This window comes from bacterium SCSIO 12643 (genome assembly GCA_024398135.1).
GTDB lineage: Bacteria > Bacteroidota > Bacteroidia > Flavobacteriales_G > Salibacteraceae > CAJXZP01.
Map to the genome: position 1 here is coordinate 2,439,526 of CP073750.1, position 16,431 is coordinate 2,455,956.

15 protein-coding genes are annotated in these 16,431 nt (G+C 36.1%); 7 read left to right on the forward strand and 8 right to left on the reverse strand.

The window, feature by feature from the left end; translation table 11 throughout:
• The first annotated feature begins 104 nt into the window (after positions 1–104).
• The 5 genes from KFE94_10380 (at position 105) to KFE94_10400 (ending at position 5,503) form a co-directional block, all read left to right on the forward strand.
• Complete coding sequence (locus tag KFE94_10380; GenBank protein ID UTW65086.1) at positions 105–1,217, forward strand: hypothetical protein; 1,113 nt, start codon at positions 105–107, stop codon at positions 1,215–1,217.
• 16 nt (positions 1,218–1,233) lie between these two features.
• Positions 1,234–2,055, forward strand: a complete 822-nt coding sequence (locus tag KFE94_10385) for a 5'-nucleotidase, lipoprotein e(P4) family (GenBank protein ID UTW65087.1) — start codon at positions 1,234–1,236, stop codon at positions 2,053–2,055.
• 40 nt (positions 2,056–2,095) lie between these two features.
• Positions 2,096–4,105, forward strand: coding sequence for a tetratricopeptide repeat protein (locus KFE94_10390; GenBank protein UTW65088.1), 2,010 nt, complete (start codon positions 2,096–2,098; stop codon positions 4,103–4,105).
• A gap of 4 nt (positions 4,106–4,109) precedes the next feature.
• Entirely contained in the window at positions 4,110–4,736 is a 627-nt protein-coding gene (locus tag KFE94_10395; GenBank protein ID UTW65089.1) for a response regulator transcription factor, read from the forward strand.
• A 236-nt stretch (positions 4,737–4,972) separates the two neighbouring features.
• On the forward strand, positions 4,973–5,503 hold the full coding sequence (locus KFE94_10400) for a hypothetical protein (protein ID UTW65090.1): 531 nt from the start codon (positions 4,973–4,975) through the stop codon (positions 5,501–5,503).
• Here KFE94_10400 and KFE94_10405 read toward each other — a convergent pair whose 3' ends face one another.
• The 5 genes from KFE94_10405 to KFE94_10425 all read right to left on the reverse strand — a co-directional run bounded on the left by KFE94_10405 (position 5,504) and on the right by KFE94_10425 (position 10,492).
• On the reverse strand, positions 5,504–6,505 hold the full coding sequence (locus tag KFE94_10405; GenBank protein ID UTW65091.1) for an NAD-dependent epimerase/dehydratase family protein: 1,002 nt from the start codon (positions 6,503–6,505) through the stop codon (positions 5,504–5,506). It abuts the gene before it with no gap.
• Positions 6,506–6,655: 150 nt separating this feature from the next.
• Positions 6,656–8,650, reverse strand: a complete 1,995-nt coding sequence (locus KFE94_10410) for a urocanate hydratase (GenBank protein UTW65092.1) — start codon at positions 8,648–8,650, stop codon at positions 6,656–6,658.
• Between the two features lie 2 nt (positions 8,651–8,652).
• On the reverse strand, positions 8,653–8,823 hold the full coding sequence (locus KFE94_10415; GenBank protein ID UTW65093.1) for a hypothetical protein: 171 nt from the start codon (positions 8,821–8,823) through the stop codon (positions 8,653–8,655).
• A 56-nt stretch (positions 8,824–8,879) separates the two neighbouring features.
• Positions 8,880–9,110 carry a hypothetical protein gene (locus KFE94_10420; protein UTW65094.1) on the reverse strand — a complete coding sequence of 77 codons (231 nt, stop codon included), beginning with the start codon at positions 9,108–9,110 and terminating at the stop codon, positions 8,880–8,882.
• A 119-nt stretch (positions 9,111–9,229) separates the two neighbouring features.
• A complete protein-coding gene (locus KFE94_10425; GenBank protein ID UTW65095.1) occupies positions 9,230–10,492 on the reverse strand; it encodes a tyrosine--tRNA ligase in 1,263 nt (420 codons plus the stop codon).
• A 153-nt stretch (positions 10,493–10,645) separates the two neighbouring features.
• Here KFE94_10425 and KFE94_10430 point away from each other — a divergent pair, with 153 nt between their 5' ends.
• Positions 10,646–11,485, forward strand: coding sequence for a peptidylprolyl isomerase (locus KFE94_10430; protein ID UTW65096.1), 840 nt, complete (start codon positions 10,646–10,648; stop codon positions 11,483–11,485).
• On the opposite strand, the gene KFE94_10435 is transcribed toward KFE94_10430, so the two are convergent.
• The 3 genes from KFE94_10435 to KFE94_10445 all read right to left on the reverse strand — a co-directional run bounded on the left by KFE94_10435 (position 11,475) and on the right by KFE94_10445 (position 15,272).
• The gene (locus tag KFE94_10435) at positions 11,475–12,452 is read right to left on the reverse strand and encodes a GSCFA domain-containing protein (protein ID UTW65097.1); all 978 of its coding nucleotides are present in this window, start codon (positions 12,450–12,452) and stop codon (positions 11,475–11,477) included. The genes KFE94_10430 and KFE94_10435 overlap by 11 nt on opposite strands.
• A gap of 1 nt (position 12,453) precedes the next feature.
• Positions 12,454–14,067, reverse strand: coding sequence for an apolipoprotein N-acyltransferase (gene lnt / locus KFE94_10440; protein UTW65098.1), 1,614 nt, complete (start codon positions 14,065–14,067; stop codon positions 12,454–12,456).
• A 113-nt stretch (positions 14,068–14,180) separates the two neighbouring features.
• Positions 14,181–15,272 (reverse strand): PorV/PorQ family protein, encoded by a 1,092-nt coding sequence (locus KFE94_10445; GenBank protein ID UTW65099.1) that lies wholly within the window; start codon positions 15,270–15,272, stop codon positions 14,181–14,183.
• Between the two features lie 87 nt (positions 15,273–15,359).
• On the opposite strand from KFE94_10445, the gene KFE94_10450 reads away from it, so the two are divergent.
• Positions 15,360–16,400 carry a cation transporter gene (locus KFE94_10450; protein ID UTW65100.1) on the forward strand — a complete coding sequence of 347 codons (1,041 nt, stop codon included), beginning with the start codon at positions 15,360–15,362 and terminating at the stop codon, positions 16,398–16,400.
• Positions 16,401–16,431 lie beyond the last annotated feature (31 nt).

Genomic DNA, 16,431 nt, shown 5'->3' on the forward strand with positions numbered 1-16,431 from the left:
TTTTGTGACCGTGTAAAAATAGTTGTAAATAGCAAAGTTTGGCATGCAAAACTGACTATTTTTGAAGTTCATATTTGGGGTGTTGAAATTTTCGTAACAGAAAAATGGAAAATAAAAAAGTAGAGATTTTTAAAAGAGGAAGCTTTGAGTTGGGCGTAAGTACCATACTAGAAGATCGAGTTCTTGAAATGCTCCGAAATATGACTGTTGGCTCCACAGGTGCGCAATATCTACATAAGGATATTGATGAGCGAATGAACCAATTACAGAACAAATACTTTATGTATTTAAATCAAAGTGATCACATTAAGGCTACTGTGACAACTGCTTTACGTGTGATCGAAGAAGACTTTGGTAAAGCGAATGCATATTACATCCGGTATTTCATGTTTAATGAAAAACTTCAAGCTTCAAAAGAGAAAAGAGGTAGACATGGAAAGCCCGGATTGATTAAGGGCTTATTGCAGAAGTATTTCTCCGATTCTCCGGCTGTTCATGGGTTGAGTTTTGATGAAGATATAAAACTGCCATCCTTTTATTATGCATTTTTTGATGCTGAGAACTACAGGTCCACTGAGTTGAGTCAAATTTTAGGATTAAGTCCGGTAGGGGAGTTTGATACATTTACATTTACCAGATTACATCCACAGAGAAGTTCTAAAGTAGAGCGTTTGGAAAAAGTACATTATGAAAGCATGCGTTCTAAATTAAGAGCGCAGTATAAAAGCTTTTCGGTGTATACGGATCAGTTTCTTTTCATGAAAGAGAATTATTTCGTTTGGAGAGAGAATGGAGAAATTGTGGCAGGAGTTCAGGCAAATCCTTGTGAGTGGGAATTGAAACATATGAGTGGGCTAACAGGCGTTTTTATGTTGCATATATTACCGCACACTCCAGGATTAAAACAGTATATAAATCCGAAAAAGTTTAAGTTCATTACACTGGATTATATCTATGTGAAGCCAGGGCATGAGGAGAAGCTACAAAGGTTGTTTACTACAGTGCTTAATGAGTTTAACGTAACATTCTCGTTATTTTGGCAAGATGTAAAAAGTCCATTGCACAGTTTGATGAAGAGTATGGATATGGGACTCTTGAGTAATTTCTCAAAGGTTCCAACCGGAAAAATTATGATGACCTTGAGTGGGGTATCTGAAGAGCAAAAAGAAGCAATTATTCAAAAGCCGGTGTTTACATGCGGTTTTGATATGTCGTAGTTGAAATAAAAATAATATGAGTTTTAGAGGAGGCTTTTTATGGGCTGTTGTGGTTTTGGCAATGGTTTCATGTCAATCCAATGAAAAAAATGTAGAGGTTGAAATCATTGAAGATTCAAATGTTCAAACCCAGGCTATAAACGCAGTTTTATGGCATCAAACTGCAGCAGAGTATAAAGCATTGTGTTATCAGACCTATAATTTGGCCGAAATGCAATTGAAGAAGAAATTACAAAATCACGCTTTTCCGTATGAAAAACCACCTGCTGTGGTCATGGATTTGGATGAAACTGTAGTAGATAATAGTTTTTTTAATGCCCAATTAATTTTGGATAATACCAATTTTTCAAAAGAGCAATGGAAGGCATGGAGTGATTTGCAAAATGCAGGTGAAGTTCCTGGAGCAATTCAATTTATTAAATTTGCTAGAGCTGAGGGTGTCAAGGTGATCTTTGTTTCCAATAGAAGAGTGGCGGAGTTAGAAAATACGATGAAGAATCTTGAGAAATTAGGTTTGAATGAGTTGGATTCTAATGATTTCTTTTTGAGAAGCGAGGAAGGGAGCAAAGCCAATAGAAGAAAAAAAGTATCTGAGAACTATGAAATCTTGATGCTTTTTGGAGATAATCTGGCTGATTTTACAGAGTTGTTTGATAAGCAGCCATTGAATAAAAGAACTGTCTTAGTGGATAGTTTAAGAACCGAGTTTGGTTCTCATTTTATGGTCTTGCCAAATGTTCTATATGGTGAATGGGAAGGGGCCTTATTTGATTATCAACGTGACTGGACTCCGGTGCAAAAAGATTCGATTAGAAAAAGCCTGCTGAAAGGCTTTTAGTTATATGATTCAGATTAAAAATATATCGTTTAAATTAAGCATGAAGAAGCCAATAGTTGTATTGGCTTTTTTGTTGACACTTTTTTCTTTTTCGAGCTATTCAAGTGATGCGGTAAGAAAGATTGATAGTTTGATTCAGTTAGCCGAAACGGATATTTCGGATAGTGCCAGATTGTATTGTTATCTGGATATCTCCTATTATTATCAACCGATTGATACGGTGAAGATGTGGGAATATTATAACAAAACTGTGGATCTGGCGGTTCAGGTAAATCGATTGAGAATGATCCCTTCTGCTCAAATGGATATTGGGAATTGGTATTATTACAATGGCAATATTGATCGAGCGGAGGAATGGTATTTAATGGCTGTAGAGCATTGTAAACCCGTTAATGATTTGCAACTGGAGCTTTTGATCTGGTTAAACATAGCAGAACTGGAAGTGACCCGAAACAATTATGAAAAACATATTCGTATTGTGGATTCCTGTTTGAATCTCGCTATTCAAAATAATATCCCGGATGTAGAGATGCCTTGTTATGGTTTATACGGACTGAATTACTGGAGAATTGGAGAGTATGATAAAGCAATGGAATATTCTTTTATGTCTTTGAAAATGGCTGAAGACTTAGGCTGGTCCAGTAAGATTTTACAGTTGCACAACAATATTGGACTTATTTATAGAGATCAGGAAGAATACGATAAAGCCCTGGAGCATCTAAAAATTTCATTGGAGACCAATTACTTTATTGATCCCGAAACCTATCACCATATCGGTAGGATTTATATGAAAAAGGGAGAGGAAGATTTGGCTGTGATGTATTTTGATAGTGCGTTGGATTTATCCATTGAACGAGATGATTTTGATTTACAATCCGGAATACACAATTCCTCTGCTGAGTTGGATTTGGAATATAAGCGATATGAAGAGGCGATTGCACATTTAAATACTGCAGTTGAAATCATTGATAGTTCCGATCAAAAGGAATATTTGGGTCGGGTATATTTGAGTCTGGCAAATACGTATTATGAATTGGAAGATCAGGATTCGGCAATCTATTATGCTGATTTAGCAATTCAGCAATCTTCTGAATTTGATGAGAAAGAGACCTTATCAAAAGCATATTTTAAAATGTCTAAGTCCTACGAAGCCAAGGGAGATTTTGAGAACGCTTTGATCTATATTGAGAAATACAATTCAGTCAAAAATGTGATCTTAAATGAAAAGCGTTTAAAGAATATCAGTTTAGCTGAAATTAAGTACGAAACCGCAAACAAGGATCTGGAAATTGAGAGGAGTAGGCAGAATTTGAAATTACTTCAGATCGAAAAGCAAGATCTAAGAATTAAGATGATTTTAGGGCTTGTGTTGATCTGTTTCGTGTTTGTTATTGCCTTTGCCAATATTTCAATTCGTACGGAAAAGAAAAAGAAACTGATGCATGAGAATTTTACCCAACAATTAATTCAGTCTCAAGAGGAAGAACGTAAGAGAATTTCAAGTGATTTGCATGATAGTATTGGCCAAAATTTATTGTTGATCAAGAGTACAGATGCAGTTTCCCAAAATAAAAAACTTTCTGATCTGGTGAGTGAAACACTTCAGGAGGTACGAATTATATCTAAAGATCTTCACCCGGTGCAGTTGGAAAGACTAGGGTTTACCAAGGCAATTGAGTTGATGATTGATAAATGCGATATGGCTAGTGATATTGTATTTAGTGATGAGTTAGAGCCGATAGATGGGTTACTTACTGCAGAAAACGAGATTAATTTGTATCGAATTATTCAGGAAGGGTTAAATAATATCTTGAAGCATTCGAAGGCGAAGTCAGCTAAGCTGAAGTCAACAATTAATAGTAAATCGATCATTATTGAAATTCAGGATAATGGAGTCGGCTTTGATTTTGACCAAAAAATGAAGGCGTCCAATAGTTTGGGGCTAATTACGTTACGTGAGCGTATAAAGTTAATGAAGGGAAAAATGGAAGTAAATAGTGAGGTCAATGTCGGAACAAACTTTACTTTTATAATTCCAAGAAAATCATAGAGTTGTGTTTAAAGTAGTTATAGCTGATGATCATCCGGTATTGTTAACCGGGTTAAAAGGAATTATTAATGCGATAGAAGGGTTTAGTGTGATTGATGCAGTTAATGATGGAATATCAGCGTATAATTCTATTGTGAAACTTCAACCTAATATTGCGATTTTAGACCTGGATATGCCAAAGTTAAGTGGGTTGGAAGTCGCGCAAAAAGTAAAGAGGGAATATCCGGAAATTGCAATTTCAATTTTGACTTTGCATAAAGAAGAATCTTTTCTTTCTCGGGCCATTGATATGGGCGTAGAAGGATTTATGCTTAAGGATTTCGCAAATGAAGAAATAGAAAAGTGTTTGCAGGCATTATCTAATGGCAAGAAGTTTTATTCTGAAGATTTGCATGAGTTTATAAAACCCGATTCTGAGCTGCCTTCAAGCTATGATTTACTCAGTAGAACAGAAAAGAAGGTTATTCGATTAATATCCCAAAATAAGACAAGTAAGGAAATTGCAGAATTACTTTTTGTGAGTCCTAAAACTATTCAAAACCATCGATATAATATTTCGAAAAAGCTGGCTTTAGAGCCTAAAAACAATAGTTTACTAACCTGGGCGTCTAAATATGCGAATTACTTATAATTGAAAAATAGGGTGTAGCCCCTATTGCACAAAACGTAAGATCAAACTACTATTGTAGTGTAGAGGTAAAGGAATGTGTACGTGACATTCTCTCTTCAGTTTAAAATATTTGTGTGGAATCTCTCGCTTGGTTAATTACTTGTGAAAGCGGTTAACTGAGCGGAGATTTATTAAACAAATAGTTAGCTTTTGAATTAACCTGAAAGCAAATTTTCATAAAATAAACATGGTAAAAAATGTCTAAATCATTTCAGTCATCACTGAAGTCAAAAGCTTATTTTGAAATTTTTCAGGTCGATTACGTCTGCGAGATAAAATTATCGCTGACCTATGACTTGTATAAAAATACTTTGTTAAAGCATAATATTGACCCTGAGATAGCAGACAGAGAGATTTACAGAGGAGTGATATCAGACTACTTATATAACAATATCAAATTGTTCGATGTCAAAGGGTATAAGTTGAATTTGATTTCATATGAGCTGTTAACCAAAGACATTTTGAATAATAAGGTGGAAATCAAGCTGAATTATTCGAAGCAAGTTGCAGAAATCTATTGGGTGATTAATACCATGTTTTTTGATTATGACCCGGAGCATAGCAATTATCACAGTTTCAATGATAATGATGATAATTACGAAATTACATCTACGAAAGCACCAAATTTCTCTGTATCCAGAGTAAAAAAGCCCTTTAAATTATGGATACTTCTTATCCTGTCACTTTTGGTTTTTGCAGGATATTTGATATATAAAATGAGTATTTAATTACTCTGCATGTTTGCTACGTATCCATGTAGCAGTTTCTTCCACAGCCTGTATAAAAGGTGTTACCTGATATCCCAATTCGTTTTTTGCTTTACTAATATCAGTGGCCCAACTATGCATGTATTTTCTAATGAATGGAGGTGTTACGGCTGGTTTTACACCGAATGTATCTCCCATAAATTGCATCACTTTTGAGGCTGATAACATGATCCATAGAGGTACAGCAACAGGCTTTCTTTTAATTTGAGTGACATCGCCAAAAACACGAAGAAGCTCTTTATAAGTTAAGTTCTCGCCACCTAAAATATAATTCTCGCCACTTTTGCCTTTTACAGCGGCTAAATAATGGCCGTTAATCATGTCTTTGATATACGCGTAGTTTCCAGAAGTTGATCCATCACCCGGCAAGAATCTAAAACCATTGTACATGTATCTTTCCAGAAGTTTAGTTACCGCATTACTTGCGCTTAACTCTCCCGGTCCGAAAATCCTTGTTGGACTCACAGTGACAATATCCAATCCTTGATCAATAAATTCCTGAACTTTTTCGTTTGCGATTTGCTTTGTTCGTTCATACTCTGTGAAAGGAGGTAGAACTTGTTGAATCTCTTCCGTGATCAATGAATCATCTACCTGAGGTCCAAATGTACCTGCGGTAGCTGTAATAATGACACGTTTAACATTGTTGGATTTTGCTGCTTTTAAAACATTAACCGTACCACCAACATTAACATCATAATACATATGCATATCTTTCGCCCAAGGCTGCGCATATGCTGCCAGATGAAAAATATGATCACAATCTTTGCTTGCGGTAATCAGGCTTTCTAAATCAACTAAATCAGCGGGTGCCGAATTAATTTGTGGATGGTTGATGAGGTTGACATTTAGTTTAGATCCCGGTCTATGCATTGCATTTACCTCTATTCCTTTTTCTGCAAGGAATAAAGCTAATTGTCCACCAACGAAACCACCTGCTCCTGTTATGAGTACTTTGTTCATTTTAGAAATCCTTTTTTGCGTTGCAATAATACATGTAATCGATAAGACTTTTCAAATTATCTTTTTGTAAGATGCGTTAAAAAGTAATAATCATAAAAAAGCCGATACGTAATTATGTATCGGCTTAAGAATTTGATTGCTTAGACGTTATTAGAACAACTCCGTCAAAATATCTTCATTCACCTGATTAGGTAAAGTAACTTTAAGATTTGGTGTACGTTCCATTTCACGTTTGATTGCAAAATTAGCTTCTTCATTTCTGGCCCAGGCTCTTCTGCTAATACCGTTGTTTACATCCCAGAAAAGCATATTTTCAGCTCTTCTTGATGCATCATCAGACCCATCTAATAGCATTCCGAAACCACCATTCATAACTTCTCCCCAGCCTACGCCACCACCGTTGTGGATAGATACCCAGGTAGCACCTCTGAATGAATCGCCAATAACATTCTGAATGGCCATATCGGCAGTAAAACTTGACCCGTCATAAATATTAGAAGTTTCTCTAAATGGAGAATCAGTTCCCGAAACATCATGATGATCTCTACCTAAAACTACCGGTCCGATGTCACCATTGGCAATGGCTTTGTTGAAAGCTAAGGCAATCTTAGAACGACCTTCAGCATCTGCATATAAAATACGAGCCTGAGAACCTACTACTAATTTATTTGCTCTTGCGCCTTCGATCCAGGTGATATTGTCTTGCATTTGTTGTTGAATCTCTTTAGGAGAGTTTTCCATGATTTCATTCATCACTTGCAATGCAATTTGATCTGTTTTTTCTAAATCTTCAGGTTTACCAGAAGTACATACCCATCTGAATGGTCCAAATCCGTAATCAAAACACATAGGTCCCATAATGTCTTCTACGTAAGAAGGGTATTTAAATCTTAACCCATCCGTAGCCATAATATCTGCTCCTGCTCTGGAAGACTCTAGTAAGAAGGCATTTCCATAGTCGAAGAAATAAGTGCCTTTGGCCGTATGTTTATTGATCGCATTAACTTGTCTACGCAGCGAGTCCTGAACTTTTTCTTTAAATAACTCAGGGTTAGCAGCCATCATTTCGTTTGCTTCTTCAAAAGATAATCCTGCAGGATAATATCCACCGGCCCATGGATTATGAAGCGAAGTTTGGTCTGAACCTAAATCTATATATACCTCTTCCTGATCGAATTTTTCCCAAACATCCACAATGTTTCCATCATAAGCAATAGATACCGTTTCCTGAGCCTCTTTTGCATTTTTGACACGTGTAACAAGTTCATCCAGGTCAGAAATAACTTCATCTACCCAGCCTTGTTCGTGACGTTTGTAGGTCGCAGCTTTATTTACTTCAGCAGTAACAGAAACCACACCCGCAATATTTCCGGCTTTGGGTTGCGCACCACTCATGCCCCCAAGTCCTGAAGTTACGAAAAGTTTACCTTTTGCACCCTTATCGTCAATTTTTCTACATCCATTTAAAACGGTAATGGTTGTACCATGAACAATTCCTTGAGGACCTATATACATATAAGAACCGGCAGTCATTTGTCCGTATTGAGATACTCCTAAAGCATTGAATTTTTCCCAATCGTCCGGTTTGGAATAATTCGGGATCATCATACCATTGGTAACAACTACACGTGGCGCATCTTTATGAGACGGATATAATCCCATAGGATGACCTGAATACATAGCTAATGTTTGCTCTTCGGTCATTTCGCTTAAATACTTCATGGTAAGTAGGTACTGTGCCCAGTTTTGAAAAACTGCACCATTACCTCCATAGGTAATTAATTCATGAGGATGTTGCGCTACACGATTATCCAGATTATTTTGAATCATTAACATGATTGCTGCGGCCTGCTCACATTTTGCAGGGTATTCAGAAATTGGACGTGCGTAGAATTCATAATCCGGACGAAATCTATACATGTAGATTCTTCCGTAATCATTGAGCTCTTGAGCAAATTCTTTTGCTAAAACCTCATGATGTTTTTTAGGAAAGTATCTCAATGCATTTCTAACCGCTAATTGTTTTTCATTCGCTGTCAGAATATCCTTTCTTTTTGGTGCATGACTTACACTATGATCATAAGGTTTTGATGCTGGAAGTTCATCTGGAATACCAGCTTTGATGAGGTCCTGGAAATTACTCATAATTACTTTTTTCTCTTTTTATTGAAACCGTATGGGCAGTGACGGCAGCCACTTTGACAACAATGACCGCGTTTTAAATGATAGGATTCAGTAAAGACAATATACCCTTCTTCGGAGGTATAAAAATCTTCCGGATCTAATTTTTTTCTTTCAAATAATCCACCTAAGCCCATAGACCGCAAATTTAATACTATAGGTCAAATGATATATGAGTTGGAAGAAAGTATGTTTAATGTAAATCGGTCTTAATGGCGGTTTGAATAATTTGAGAAGCTTTGTCGCGATGTTGGTTGTCGATATACAATTCGAAAATATGAGACGAGTCGTCAGAAAACCCGGTATTATTATAAGTCTGAAAGCTTTTTTTAGTAATAGAAGATATCCCATTTAGATATAGTCTGATTTTAAGCTGGGAAATAATTTCCTCGCGATCAGAATGAATTTTGACAAGTTGCGACATTGGATTAAAATGTTGTTTTAAGGTTAGTGACTACGAAATCATCACTGCAAATATAGGGTAAAAAGCGAGATAAAAAGAAATGAATATTTAATAAATATCCATTTCTTTTAAATATACGTTTAAATTTTAATTAAAAAGTAGTTTTTCTTACCTCTCTGAAGTAATATATATTTCCCTTGTATTAAGTTTTCATCTGATAAAGTAAAGCTCTCGTTTATCTTTTCTTTATTCACTGAAATAGAATTTTCTTTAAGTGCTCTTCTGGCTTCACCTCTGGATTTTAAGAATCCGGACTCGACTAAAACATCCAGAATTCCTTTAACGTTATATGCACTTAATGTTCCTTGAGGTACACCATCGAATACGGATAAGAAATCATCTTCTGATAGCTTTTTTAAACTGTCAGAAGTTGCTTTACCAAAAAGGATATTAGAAGCCTCGATAGCGGTATGAAGTGCTTCTTCGGAATGTACCATTTTGGTAATTTCTTCTCCAAGCTTTTTCTGAAGTTGACGTGCATGCGGAGCTTTATCGTGTTCAGCAATTAATTCATTAATCTCTCCTTCGCTTAAAAGGGTAAATACTTTGATATAGTTTTTGGCATCTTCATCACTTGAATTTAACCAGTATTGGTAGAATTTATAAGGAGATGTCTTTTTTGCATCCAACCAAACGTTTCCACCTTCTGATTTTCCAAACTTAGATCCATCAGCCTTTTTGATTAATGGTGCTGTTAAAGCGAAACCTTCACCTTTGGCTTTTCTACGAATAAGTTCTGTACCAGTAACAATGTTTCCCCATTGATCTGAACCACCAATTTGCAGTTTACAGTTTTGATTGGTATATAAATGGTAAAAATCGTATCCCTGAATAAGTTGATAAGTGAATTCGGTGAAAGACATTCCTTCACCAGCTAATCTGTTTTTTACAGAATCTTTACTCATCATGTAGTTTACGGTAATATGCTTCCCGGTATCTCTAATGAAAGAAAGGAAGTTCATATCCTTAAACCAGTCGTAGTTATTGACTACAGAAGCAGAGTTTTCACCACAATCAAAATCAAGAAATTGTTGTAGTTGTTTTTTTTGTGCTTCCAGATTTTGATTCATCACGTCCAGATCCAAAAGGTTTCTTTCAGAACTTTTTCCGGATGGATCACCAATCATTCCTGTAGCACCTCCAACCAAAGCGATCGGTTTATGTCCAGCACGTTGAAGGTGTACCAATAACATTATTGGGACTAAATTTCCAATGTGTAAAGAATCTGCAGTTGGATCAAAACCAGCATATCCGGTAACCATTTCCTTTTGTAATAATTCTTCGGTTCCAGGCATAATGTCATGGATTAATCCACGCCACGTGAGTTCTTTTACTAAGTCCATTTTGTATATGTTTTTAAGGGGCGCAAAGATAATTTTCCCACTTGAATAAGAAATATTAGAGTTTGAATTTTGAAATGTTAAAATGTGACTGAAAATGGAAATGAAATTACGATTACTTAAGGTCATTTCTTTTCTTTGGAAAAATTAATAATCATGAATAAGTATTTAAAGTATACCACTCTTTCTGTTGTTGCTATTTTAGCTGTGGGCCTGATTTCTTTTAAGATGAAAAAGAAATTACCAAAAGAGCCGATTGTGAAAATCACAACGAAGTTTGGCGATATGAAATTGAAGTTATACAATGAGACCCCTCTACATAGAGATAACTTCATTAAGCTCACCAAAGAGAAGTACTTTGAAGATTTATTATTTCACAGGGTGATCAATCAATTTATGATTCAGGGTGGAGATCCTAATTCGAAAGGAGCTCCAGAAGGAAAAATGTTGGGTGAAGGTGGACCGGGGTATACAATCCCTGCAGAATTTGTTCCTGGGATTTATCATAAAAAAGGAGCGTTAGCTGCTGCACGTGAAGGAGATGAAGCGAATCCTGAAAAGAAGAGTTCAGGAAGTCAATTTTATATTGTTCAGGGACGTGTATTTGATAGTTTACAGCTGGCTACTTTCGAGGAGAGAAGAATGAATAGATATCGTTCGGTGGAATTTAAGAATTGCTTAAGTGAACCGGAGAATAAAGAGTTGTTAGATAAATACATGCAAGCGATGAAAACCGGAGATCGTTTAACCAGTGCAGATATCTTGAATAAAACAAAACCGATGGTGGATGAGCGTATGAAGAAGTATGAGTTCACCGAAAAGCAATGGGAGATTTATACAACTATTGGCGGAACACCTCATTTAGATAATTCCTATACAGTATTTGGAGAACTGATAGAAGGTTTTGATGTATTGGACTCTATCGCTCAGGTAAAAACGGATAGAAACAATAGACCATTAGAAGATGTGGTGATGTCCGTAAAGGTTATTCGTTAGATCTTAATTGATCAATTTCCTTTTGAAAATTGCCATACACTCCTGGTGCAAGTTTTTCTATTTGCTGAATCGTGTTGGCAATAAACTTTTGATGCGCTTCAGATTTAGAGTTAAAAGGTCTGTGATTAGATGCTGAGATAATTTTTTCTACTTGAGATATGGTATTTAGCGATGAAGCATTAATAAAATTAAATTTGAATTTTTCCCAGATATATTCGATGGCTTCATTTGATGGATGAATCAAATCCGTATTATAGAAACGATAATCTCTCAGGTCGTCCATCATAAGCTCATATGCTTGAAAATAGTGAACATTTTCGAATTGATTTTTGAGCTGATATACAGTATCAAATAACCTGCCTTTACTCAATTGGTTCTCAAAATGTCCGTCACTAAGATGACGCACTGGTGAAATGCTCAAGATGACCTGAACTTCGGAATTCACTGCTTTAATACGTTCAATGACATTGGATAATTCCTGAACCATATCCGAAGTCCCTGCAAGTTTTTTTGTGAATTCTTTGGCGGGGATTTTATGACAGTTGCTTACGGTTTTTCCATTAGCATCACGTGTATAAATCCAGGCAGTACCTAAAGTGATAAATAAGAATTTAGCAGTTTTAAGTTGTTTTACGCCTTGTTCTAATCGTGCGTTTATTTGGTTTAAACACTCTTCTGAATCGGAGGAAGAAAATTCTCCGTGGTGATCAAAACTGAGCCATTTTTCATTGAAAAAATAAAGATCAGACTCTGTATAGAGTAGTGAGTCTAAAATGCGATTCAACTGAATTGAAAGTGAAATAGGATTGTATACGATTCCAAAAGGATTGGAAACAGTATTGAATTTTAGTTGATGTAGTTTGTTGTGAATATTTACTGAAAAGCAAGATCCTATAAATAAAATAGCATCTTTATAATCTATTAAATGAGCTGACTCTTTTGGAAATATTTCAGTTCTGAACTTCATTTTAGTCGTCCTTTTTCATTAGACCTCTTGAGATCGCCATGATCAATAATAAAGCGCCAAACCCTAAGGAAATTCTCCCCAGTAAATCACCATATTTAGAATAAAAAGTGATGGTATCATTTGCATTAATCTGACCTAAAATAGCATCTTCAACCCACCATTTAGTATTTTGTGAAGTTTGTCCTTTTTGATTGATAAAGCAAGAAGTTCCCGTATTGGCTGATCGCGCAATACTTCTTCGATGTTCAATAGCTCTTAGTTGTGCATACAAGGCATGTTGTTTATAGCCAGGAGTATCTTGCCACCAACCATCATTGGTGATGATAAATAAAATTTCAGCTCCTTGTTGGACATATTCTCCAACAAAAGCGCCATAAACCGACTCATAACAAATGATAGGTCCGGCTTTATGATGCTGTGAGGAGGTGAATACAGATCTTTCTTTCTGGCTCCCTAAAGTTCCAGTGGTACCCCCCAGGTCAAACACCGCATCTTGAAGTGGTTTTAACAATTTAGGGAAAGGCATTTTTTCCGGACCTGGAACCATTTTAGATTTATGATAAAACTCAGGTTCTGAATCTGCACCAACTGAGATGGCCGTATTACAATAGTCATACATGATACCACTATTTGCTTGCCTGGCAGTATAAGGGATTTGATCACCCGGTCCGTAAACTACAAATGTGGATGCACCAATTACAATACGTGCATTTGGATGTTTTTGGTAAAAGCTTTCGATGATTTGAAATTCTCTCGTATCTTCAAATAAATCTTCGTCAAATGCTTTCGGAATAGCGGTTTCCGGGAAGATTACAAATTCTGTCTGTGGGGTGATTTTTTGTTCGGCCAGATTAAACATTTTTTGGACCTGATCTGCAGAAGAGAGACTTCCGAATTTTTCATTATAAGGATCAATGTTAGGTTGAATTGAAAGAACTTCTACCGGATTAGATTTCTCTTCATAAGTATAAAATCGATACAGCGAAGAAATCACAGGAATGAGTAGCACCAATGCCCATTTAAAAAGAACCGGAATATTAGGTATTGAGAATATTGGAATTTGTCTATGTTGTGATTTGTAAATCCATTGCGTAAGGATCACATTACTTAGCAGAATCCATAACGAACCACCAAAAACACCAGAATATTCATACCATTGAACAAGATATGGGGCATTGGCGAAACCATTTCCGAGAGTCAACCAGGTCCAGGATAAGTCCCAATCTAAGTGGAAGTATTCCCATGCAATCCAAAAGAAAATAAGTGCCAGATCTCCACGGAAATGGCCCAGTTTTTTTCTGGTGAAATGAGCGAGTTGAATAGTTATTGCAATAAATAAGCTGTTTAAAACAATAGCAACAACACTACCTGGAGCAGAGGCATGCCAGACCCACCATGTGGTTAAGACGTTGAATACAATCAAACTCAGATATACATATGGAAATAGTTTACTGGGTTTATTATTTACATGATCATCATAAACCTGACGTTCCAGTAAGAAAAGAGGGATTAATGCAACAAATAACAAAGGATAGAAAGATCCTATTGAGGGCCATCCAAGTGCTAGAGCTACTCCGGAGACAATGGCATAAAGAAGTTTTTTCGATACATTCATTTCCAATAAATATTTGTCAAAGATAGCTTTGGGATTTAAAATGTATCACTTGATGGTATTAGAATTTGGTAACCAAAATGCTATCAAATGTGGATATGTTATCCAGTAGATGATTACTTCTTTTTGTTGACATTCGAAATATCAATTCGTAATGAAAACACATTGGAATATAGTGAGCTATTGGTTTGATCAATGGCAGTTAGCGCATAATCTAGAATGACATTGCCTAATCCGAATAAATCATCCAGTCTCAATCCAACTCCGAAATTGGGTTGAAATAACCAGTTTTCGCCACCGGCTTTTGTAGGTTCTTTTTGAATGTTGCCGATTCCACCTCTAACATAAAGAAAGTCGTTATAGCCGAATTCAATCCCTAAATGTGGATCAATACTAACGCTACTACTGCTGATCAAAACTGGTCTTTGTCCATCAAAATAAGTATCGAAATTAATTTCAGGTTGAATGGAAAATTGATCTTTAATGTTGAATTCTTTTGATGCTCCAAAAATCAATTTTGGGAGTGTGATTTCTGTTCCGTTTTGTGGAATTTCATTGTCGGTTTCGTTGAAGACATCAATAGTAGCCTGATCTAGAGTATAGCTCCATGCATTTACTGTTGTAGTAATATCACGAGCCATCACGCCAAATTTCCATGAGTTTTTAGTGTAACTGGCAGATGCATCTAACCCAAAACCATATGCATTGGCAAAATCACCAATTTGGCGGTAAATAATTTTAAAATTCCCCCCAATGTTTAGCCCTTCAATATTTGTTTTTCGGGCATATGAAATCAAAAATCCATAATCCGCAGTTGAGAACTTTGTGATCCGATCATAATTAAAATTTCCATTAGGGTCTTTAAAGTTGATGGTGTTCAATATATTATCTACACCAAAACGAATCATAGAAATTCCAACGACACCATTTTCTATTGGGATAGCCACAGCACCATAATCATAGTTTGAAATACCCGCAAAATAGCTGGCATGCATTATTCCTATTTGAGCTTTGTCTTCGATGTTGGCTAAATTGGATGGATTCCAATAACCGGCAGTAACATCATCTGTAGAAGCAGTAACACTATTTGACATGCCTAAACCTCTTGCACCCACGCCAATATTTAAAAATTCATTGGAGTATTTCACCTGACTGTGTACAGATTGTACAGTAAAAAAGAATAAAGACACGAGAAGGCCAAGCCTCATAATAATGTTAGTTTTTTTATAAATAACAATGGTCATTGTCGCAAATGTAGCCTATTAACCATATTTAAATTAAAAAATTGTATTTACTTGAAAAAAAAGATAGGAGCAAAGCTGTATATTTACTACTTGATGTCAGATTCCAGACAAAATATTGATCAGGTGAACATTCAGGTTCAACGTAAAGCCCTCATTTTAGGAGTTGTTTTGTTTGGATTGAAACTCACCGCTTATTTGATTACAAATTCCAATGCTATTCTTACAGATGCCTTGGAAGGTTTGGTAAATATTCTGGGAGCGGGTTTGGGACTATTCAGCTTGTATTATGCTACCCTTCCTCGGGATGATAATCATCCTTATGGTCACGGTAAAATAGAATTTATATCATCTGGTTTTGAAGGGGCATTAATTGGTATTGCCGGGGCAGGTATGATTTTTAAGGCTATTTATGCTTTTTTCTATCCTGAAGAAGTTCATATCAATACGTTGAGTTTGGGACTTATTATTTTTGCGGGGATTGTAAACTATGCTATGGGCTATTCGATGGTACAGCAAGGTAAAAAAGTGAATTCGGTGCAATTAGAAGCTGGCGGGAAACATTTGATTTCTGACGGATATACAACAGCAGGTTTAATTATAGGGTTAGGTGTGGTTTGGATGACTGGAATTGATGCTTTAGATAATGTATTGGCCATTATTTTAGGAGTGATTATTTCGGTTACCGGATATAAAATTATTCGAAAATCTATTGCGGGTGTGATGGATGAAGCAGATCAAGAATATTTGGAAAAGATGGCTGAAGTACTGGAAAGTCAACGTAGAGATGCCTGGGTGGATATTCACAATGTTCGAATGGTACGCTATGGAGCCAAGATTCATTTGGATGCCCATCTGACTTTACCATGGTATTACCTTTTGAAAGATTCTCATGATGAGGTAAATCATTTGGATAGTGTACTAGAAGGTGTTTTTGATGGGAGTATTGAAACCTCAGTGCATATGGAGCCATGTAGAAAAGATTTATGTGGTCGTTGTGCTTTATCTAATTGTACAGAGCGTAAGGAAGATTTTAGAGATCGAGAAGTTTGGACAGTCCAACACCTTTTGAACTATAAACATGAAGAAATTTAGTTCAACGGGATTTTGGTCATTTTTATGACAC